The sequence below is a fragment of the Pseudomonas corni genome, from assembly GCF_057128765.1.
This window is the reverse complement of sequence record NZ_JBSKHW010000006.1, coordinates 193,616-201,476: the sequence shown is the minus strand read 5'-3', so window position 1 is coordinate 201,476 and position 7,861 is coordinate 193,616. Positions and strand designations below refer to the sequence as shown.

General features: G+C 59.1%; 6 protein-coding genes. 3 read left to right on the top strand and 3 right to left on the bottom strand.

Annotated elements, in window-relative coordinates; genetic code table 11:
• Positions 1 to 474 precede the first annotated feature (474 nt).
• A complete protein-coding gene (gene hrpB / locus ACWKV9_RS12230) occupies positions 475 to 3,015 on the bottom strand; it encodes an ATP-dependent helicase HrpB (RefSeq protein ID WP_483836360.1) in 2,541 nt (846 codons plus the stop codon).
• A 142-nt stretch (positions 3,016 to 3,157) separates the two neighbouring features.
• Between hrpB and ACWKV9_RS12225 the strand changes: the two genes are divergently transcribed.
• Both ACWKV9_RS12225 and ACWKV9_RS12220 read left to right on the top strand, forming a co-directional pair.
• Positions 3,158 to 3,583 carry a polyribonucleotide nucleotidyltransferase gene (locus ACWKV9_RS12225; protein ID WP_483836359.1) on the top strand — a complete coding sequence of 142 codons (426 nt, stop codon included), beginning with the start codon at positions 3,158 to 3,160 and terminating at the stop codon, positions 3,581 to 3,583.
• Between the two features lie 45 nt (positions 3,584 to 3,628).
• Positions 3,629 to 4,522, top strand: coding sequence for a cation diffusion facilitator family transporter (locus ACWKV9_RS12220; RefSeq protein ID WP_483836358.1), 894 nt, complete (start codon positions 3,629 to 3,631; stop codon positions 4,520 to 4,522).
• A 3-nt stretch (positions 4,523 to 4,525) separates the two neighbouring features.
• On the opposite strand, the gene ACWKV9_RS12215 is transcribed toward ACWKV9_RS12220, so the two are convergent.
• On the bottom strand, positions 4,526 to 5,695 hold the full coding sequence (locus ACWKV9_RS12215; protein ID WP_483836357.1) for a DUF6515 family protein: 1,170 nt from the start codon (positions 5,693 to 5,695) through the stop codon (positions 4,526 to 4,528).
• A 105-nt stretch (positions 5,696 to 5,800) separates the two neighbouring features.
• On the bottom strand, positions 5,801 to 6,955 hold the full coding sequence (locus ACWKV9_RS12210) for an acyltransferase family protein (protein ID WP_483836356.1): 1,155 nt from the start codon (positions 6,953 to 6,955) through the stop codon (positions 5,801 to 5,803).
• 408 nt (positions 6,956 to 7,363) lie between these two features.
• On the opposite strand from ACWKV9_RS12210, the gene ACWKV9_RS12205 reads away from it, so the two are divergent.
• Positions 7,364 to 7,861 carry an Lrp/AsnC family transcriptional regulator gene (locus ACWKV9_RS12205; protein WP_483836355.1) on the top strand — a complete coding sequence of 166 codons (498 nt, stop codon included), beginning with the start codon at positions 7,364 to 7,366 and terminating at the stop codon, positions 7,859 to 7,861.

Below are 7,861 nucleotides of genomic sequence, written 5' to 3'. Positions count from 1 at the left end.
GCCCTCCGGGCAGAAGCATGAACCGCGTTGATCATCGCCTTTTCCCAACAGCTCCGATCCGCTTCTGCCGAAGGCGTAGGAGCGCAGCTTGCTCGCGATCTGCCGGGCACCGGCAGCAAAACCTGCGCACGCGGTTTGTCTGATGAACCGAGGTGCCTAGTTTTAGGGCCGCTGCGCGCCCCATCGTTGGCAAGCCAGACTCCTACGCCCTACGGGCAGAAGCAGCATGTCAGTTGGACGGCTTTGCCCTCCGGGCAGAAGCATGAACCGCGTTGATCATCGCCTTTTCCCAACAGCTCCGATCCGCTTCTGCCGAAGGCGTAGGAGCGCAGCTTGCTCGCGATCTGCCGGGCACCGGCAGCAAAACCTGCGCACGCGGTTTGTCTGATGAACCGAGGTGCCTAGTTTTAGGGCCGCTGCGCGCCCCATCGTTGGCAAGCCAGACTCCTACGCCCTCCGGGCAGAAGCAGCATGTCAGTTGGACGGCTTTCTCGGCTTTATCCGCGCGGTGGGTTCTGCGATCAATGGGTCATCCGGCCAGTAATGCTTGGGGTATCTGCCTTTCAAGTCTTTCTTCACTTCGGCGTAGGTACTGCGCCAGAAGTTGGCCAAATCCTGAGTGACCTGCACCGGGCGCCGCGCCGGGGATAGCAGGTGCAACTTGACGATCTGCCGGCCGTTGGCGATGCGGGGTGTGTCGGCGAGGCCGAACAGCTCCTGCAAACGCACCGCCAGAATCGGCGGATGCTCGCTGTAGTCCAGCCGGATCGATGAGCCGGACGGCACGCTCAGGTGATGGGGCGCCAGTTCATCCAGCCGCTGCGGCAGCGGCCATGGCAGCAGGTTATGCAGGATCGAGGACAAGTCCAGATTGCCGAAGTGGCTCAGCCGCGACACTTTGCCCAAGTACGGCAACAGCCAATCTTCTAAGCCACCCAGCAACGCCTCATTACTGACATCCGGCCATTCGCTGCTGTCCTGCTTCGCCAGATCCAATAGCCGAAGCAACCCCACCCGCGCTTGCCACTGACGCAGTTCAGGCGTCCACGGCAGCAGTTCCAGGCCCTTGCGCCGTACCAGCGCCAGCAACGCATGCCCTCGCGCCGAATCGTCCAGCCCGGTCAACGGCTCGCGACTGACAATCAGCTCCCCGACCTTGCGTTGGCGTTCAGCGCGAAACACGCCCTCGCGCTCATCCCAGTCCAAGTGATCGACCTGCGTCACCTGCTCACGCAATACCGAATCAAACAAAGCAGGATCAAACTCAGCTGCAAGATAAATCCGCTCTTCGCGCTGGCCCTGACGACTGCCAAGATCCGCCACAACCAGCCACGGTTGCTTCATCAATGCATCGGCCTCGGCAAACAATGCCGCACGACCATTGGCCAGACGATATTCCGCGCCACCCGCACGACGTTGCTGGGCGACACGGTCCGGATAAGCCAGCGCCAGCAACGCGCCGAGCCAACGCGGGTGATCCGGATCAGCAACCGGGTCCGTCACTGCGCCACGCAAATACCCTCGGTACTGCCGCGCCAGTTGCTTCGCCCGTTGTACCCCGCCTTGAGCGCCGCGAGCTGCACGTTCGGTCCCGGCGAGCAGGGTCAACCGGGTGTAGAGATCGGCACCCGCGCCACGCAGAATATCGCGCTCGCCCAGCAAGGCCGCGACATCGCACGCCAGCGCCCCCAGACCCAGGGCATGCCCGCGCAGCAGCAAATGGGCGATACGCGGATGAGCCGGGACTTCGGCCATGGCCTGACCGTGAGGTGTGAGCTTCCAGTCTTCACCAGGCTTGCGCACCAAGGCGCCCAAACGCCCGAGCAAATCCTGCGCCTGGGCGTAAGCCGCAGCAGGCGGCACGTCGAGCCAAACCAGTTGAGACGGTTCAACGCCCCAGCGCGCCAGCTGCAGACCCAGCCCGGCAAGATCTGCCTGCAATACTTCCGCCGCACCGTACGCCGCCAATTGCTCGTGCTGACTTTCAGACCACAACCGATAACACACGCCTGGTTCCAACCGCCCTGCCCGACCGGCGCGCTGAGTGGCACTGGCGCGGGAGATGCGTTGAGTGTCGAGCCGGGTCATTCCGCTACCAGGATCGAAACGCGGCACCCGCGCCAATCCGGCATCGACAACTACGCGTACGCCGTCGATGGTGATGCTGGTTTCAGCGATGTTGGTCGCCATCACCACTTTGCGGGTGCCCTTGGGCGCAGGCTCAATAGCCGCGCGCTGGGCATTGAGGTCGAGCTCGCCATGCAACGGGCAGAGCAAAATATCTTTGCGCTCGCCCAGCGCATCGGACAGTTGTTGATTGACCCGGCGAATCTCCGCCTGCCCCGGCAAGAACACCAACACGCTGCCTGTTTGACTGCCCAGCGCGTCGAGCACGGTCTGCACCACGCGCGGCTCGATGAATTCACCTGCCTGGAAAGGCCGTCCCCACTGCATCGCCACCGGGAACATGCGCCCATCGCTGCGCACGACCGGCGCCTCATCCAGCAACGCCGACAGACGCTCACCTTCCAGCGTGGCCGACATCAGCAATATCTTCAGCGGCTGCTCATCACGAAACAAAGCGCGGCCATTGAGGCTCAGCGCCAGCGCCAGATCAGCGTCCAGACTGCGCTCGTGAAACTCGTCAAAAATAACCAGCCCCACGCCCTCCAGCGCCGGATCGTCCTGCAAACGCCGGGTGAGGATGCCTTCAGTCACCACTTCGATGCGGGTGTTGGGCCCCACTTTGCTGTCCAGCCGAATGCGATAACCAACGGTTTCGCCAACCTTCTCTCCCAGCTCCGAGGCCAGGCGTTCCGCTGCGGCTCTCGCGGCCAAGCGTCGTGGTTCGAGCATCAAGATGGTTTGCCCCGCCAGCCACGGCTCATTGAGCAGCGCCAGCGGCACCCGCGTGGTTTTACCCGCACCGGGTGGTGCTTCGAGCACGGCTTCGTGGCGCTGGGCGAGGGCTTCGCGCAGGGCGGGCAGGACAGCATCGATTGGCAGAGAAATCATGGAGGCTCCAGAACAGGCCGCCGATTATACGGTGCCGTTCTCGGCTTTGTTGGTTGACGCTACGAACCGACTTGGCGCTCGGATAGTCTTAGCGATTAAGCATTTGCCTTGTATAGTTGCGGCTTCCTCTGAGGAGACATTCATGCGCATTCCTTCCCGTTTGATCGGCGGCGTTCTCGTTGCCACCCTGCTCACACAACTCACCGCCTGCGGCAGCATTTTCTACCCTGAACGTCGCGGGCAGATTCAAGGCAACGGCAAGATTGATCCGCCGATTGCCCTTCTCGACGCCGTCGGGCTGCTGTTCTATATCATCCCCGGCGTGATCGCGTTTGCGGTCGACTTCGCCACCGGCGCGATTTACCTGCCCGACAGCAAGCACGCTCAAATTGACCCACAGAAGCTGCAGCCCGCCGTGCGCACCGACGGCAGCATCGATAACGCCAAACTGCAGGCCATCATTCAGACCGAGCTAGGCCGCAACCTGCCGCTGGACGATCCACGCCTGATCCAACACAAAGGCAGCGCCGAGCAACTGGCAAGCATGGGCATTGTCCCGGCTGCTTGATGCCGACACTGACTTGCAATACTGATCCGATTTGAAGGAAGCCACATGATCACCACCCCCGAACACGTCCGATTGCTGCGCCTGGCAACCCGGGCCTCTCTGGTGGTTGCCAGCACGCTGATCGTCGCAAAAGCCATCGCGTGGTGGCTGAGCGGCTCGGTCAGTTTGCTGGCTGGATTGACCGACTCGATGCTGGACGGCGCCGCTTCTTTCCTCAATCTGCTGGCGGTGCATTACGCGCTGCGCCCCGCCGACGATGATCACCGTTATGGCCACGGCAAGGCCGAAGCGCTGTCGGGCATGGCCCAGGCGCTGTTTATTGCGGTCAGTGCATTTTTGATCGGCTATCAGGCCATCGAGCGCATCTTGCATCCCGAGCCGGTTGGCGCGGCGGGGCTGGGCATTGCTGTGATGCTGTTGTCGATTGCGCTCACCATTGCGTTGCTGATGCTGCAACACAAAGTGATCAAGGAAACGGGCTCGGCCGCCATTCGCGCCGACTCCCTGCATTACCGCTCCGATCTGCTGCTGAACGTCAGTATTTTAGTGGCGCTGGGGATGGCTTACTTCGGATACGCGCAGCTGGATGCGTGGTTCGGCCTCGCAATTGCGGTGTATATCCTGTGGAGCGCCATTTCGATTGCACGAGAAACGGTGTCCGTATTGATGGATGCCGAACTGCCGCTGGACGTCAGTGCGCGCATGCTGGAACTGGCCCAAAGTGTACCGGGCGTGCTGGGTGCTCATGATTTGCGCACTCGGATTTCCGGCAACCACTGGTTCGTGCAATTGCATCTGGAGCTGCCGGGATCGTTGACGTTGACGGCTGCGCATACGCTGTGCGATGCCGTTGAGCATGCAATCAACGGCGAATTCCCGAGGGCCGAAGTGCTGGTGCATGCCGACCCTCAGGAGGTCGTCAATCGAGCGGCTATTTAAGCATCAATTGACGGTGTAGCCGCGACCCACCAGACAACCCGCCATCGCTTGCTGGTAGATGCCCAGCACTTCTGGCGCGGGCGCGTACGTGGCGGTCGACGGGTTGAAGTTGCTCTGGGACACCGCGTAGTTATAGCAATCGTATCGATCCTGCTGGATCTGCTCCGGGCCCTGCCCGTTTGCAGGGTAAGCCGCTATGTCGTACGGATCGCCCTGCTGTTGCTGTTGCTGTTGCTGTTGCTGTTGCTGTTGTTGTTGCTGTTGTTGCTGCTGCAACGGCGGCGCCTGAGTCGGTGAGTACACAGGTTCGACGTTCTCGGGCGGCTGGGCCACTACGTATTCCTGGGTGTTCTGTTCGTAGGTGTAATAGGTGCCTGCCGCGAGGAAGAATAACGCGCTGCCCAGCCACACCTGCTGCGCGTAGTCCGGCAACTGCCTCACGCGAACGCCACGCGGCGGCTCGACCACAATGTAGCGTGGGCCTTGTGGGCGATACCAATAGCCGCCTGAATAAAAGTAATCCTGACCGCGATAAGGCACTCGCGAGTAGCCGCCGGGGATCCGGTCTATCTGGTAACCGGGGCGGTAATGCGGGCCTGCGCCCCAACCATTACCGTGGCCGTTGTCTGGACGACGATCGTTGCCGCCGCGCCAGGATTGGTTCTGGTTGCCTCGGGGGATGTCTTCGTAGAAACCCTGGCGCGGCGGCTGGGTTTGCCGGGTTTCATTTGGCCGCGGCTGGATCGGCAGATTGCTTTGACGGTCCTGCGCCTGCCGGTTCTGTATCTGTCGCTCTTGAGATTGTCGCTGTTGCTGTTGCTGCTGTTCCTGGCGCTGTTGCTGCTGCCGGTCTTGCTGCTGCTCTTGCTGTTGGCGCTGCTGTTGCTGACGCTCTTGCTGATCGCGCTGCTGGTTGGATCGCTGCTGGTTCTGATTCTGGCGCTGCTGTTCACGCTGCTGCTGACGTTGCTGCTCTTGACCCTGTTGCTGCTGACGCTGCTGTTGTTGAATCTGTTGCTGCTGTTGCTGCTGTTGGTTCTGTTGTTGCTGCTGCCCGCCGTTGGGATTGCCACGGTTGGACTCACGTGGATTATTGTCCTCGGCCAGACCCTGCACGCTGATGCTCAACGACAACAGGCTGACACCTGCCAAAAGCCAGATGCGCGTTTTCATGCTTTCCTCACTGCGGCTCGGATACTTATTGATAGGACTGCATTCACGTTGCGCCGTTCGCGGCACTCCATCAGTGAATCTGCCCGGATCGAGTCGTCGAGGCACTTAGATCTTTCCGCTTTCAATCACAGGCGAATCTTGAGGAGGTCTGGTTCGGGTTGTTTTAACAGGCAGCATAAGCAGTCTGGAAAACCTGTAACGGCTGCACAGATGATAAAGGGCCAACGAAATTAACGTTGGCAAAATGAAAACAGCCAAGCCCACAAGGAAATCTGAACGAGTAAATCTAGACAGCAATGGCCCCAACGTAAAAACCAGAGGGGAGTGAAAGATCAGTATGAACAGGCTGGCTTTACCGCAGTAACTGAAAGCCCTGCGCAAGGGTGCCGCTTTAGAAATATAGAGCGCTACATACAATAAGGCCACGATCCCGGCAATCGCTTTCAAAGGCCCTACGAAGACATAAGGATAGAGACGGATGTTCATATCCAGCTTGGGTGGAAACACCAGGCATAGGCCAACGAGCACCAGCACGGAAACCGCTGCGTACACATGATTTACCTGCATCGCCTTGATCCGGGCTGACAGAAAATAACCGACTAAAAAGAACGAGCTTGAGATAAACAATAAATCTGCACTTAAAGGCAGTCCGCAATCGAGAAGTCCGGAGTTGAAAAGCGTCTGTTTCATGCAGGCCGGATTGATCTTGAAGCTTGTAAAAGCGTTGATCAGGAAGAAGCCCAACACACTAAAGACGATGAATAACGCCAGCAAGGCCACCTTGGACCGAAACAGTCCTCTGCTGTGTTTGATCACGATTGCCGAGAACACGCACACCAGCCATAAATGCGGTATGAACCATAGAGGCGGCCAAGGAATGGTAAACCCGGCGAGATAGGTCATGCTCAACGCAAGCGTCTCAATCGACGCCTTACCCACCACTATCTTGGCGACACCGATCAACAGGATGACCACCAGACAGGGTTTCAGTAAAGCATCGGCCTTTTCCCAGGCGATACGTCTTAAATTCCCGTCTCCCAGTGAAAACGTGACTCCGGACAGGAAGAAAAAGAATGAGACCACAAAAGCAAACAGCCCATCAGAAACCGCGGGAAGGGCTTTGCTGAACGGCCCGTTGTGCATAAGCACTATCAGCAGGATGCCGACACCCTTTGCGCAATCGATCATCACATTTCTGGGTTTTGCATCAGACGCTGAGAGTCCGGTGCTACCCACTGCACGCTGGGGGATGGCAGACATAATCGAGGTCACCATTGGGTAGGAGACCCGAAGAATGCACCCCCAACGCATCAAACGCCATCCGGCTGATCGTATTAACTGGGCAATCGCGCACAAAAAAAGAGGGCCACTCGGCCCCCTTCTGGGAATTTCGTCCTGGCTCAACGCTTTTGACGTCGGCTCACCTCACATCGTCTTCTGGACAGTGTGTAGCCCGGGGGCCTTTCCAACCCTGTTGGGTTGGCGGCCGCAGCTAACCTGATTCGGAGAGCCGCGCTGGACGCTATGTCCGGGCAGTGATTCTGTTAAAAAGAATAGGCTTTAGCTCGGAGCAGGGGATTGCGAAGATTGCTGACAAAAACGTCACTTGCGCAATTTTTACCTTCAGATTCATAATCCGGCGCAATCCAACGAATAAAGGGGCAATTCGTGAGCAAGCTCGATAGGTATGACCTGAGTATTTTGGCTGAGCTGCAACGTGATGCTCGCATTTCCAATCAGGAACTGGCCGAACGCATCGGCCTCTCTCCGTCCCCTTGCTCACGACGGGTCAAGCAGCTGGAAGACGACGGCTATATCGTCGGCCAGGTCGCCCTGCTGGACCGCAAGAAGCTGGGCCTGAGCCTTACGGCCTACGTGTTGATCGGCATGGACCGACATACGCCGGACCGCTTCGAGCACTTCGAACAGCAGATCCGCACGCTGCCACAGGTATTGGAGTGCAGTCTGGTGACGGGAGTCGATGCCGATTACCAGCTCAAAGTGGTCGTGCCGGACATGGATCATTACCAGAAATTCCTGCTCGGCCACCTGACCCGCATCGACGGCGTGACCAGCGTGCGTTCAAGTTTTGTACTCAATCAAGTACTGGCCAGCACCGAGCTGCCACTGGTTCACCTGCGCGGGCAGGCTGCCAAGGTCGACTGA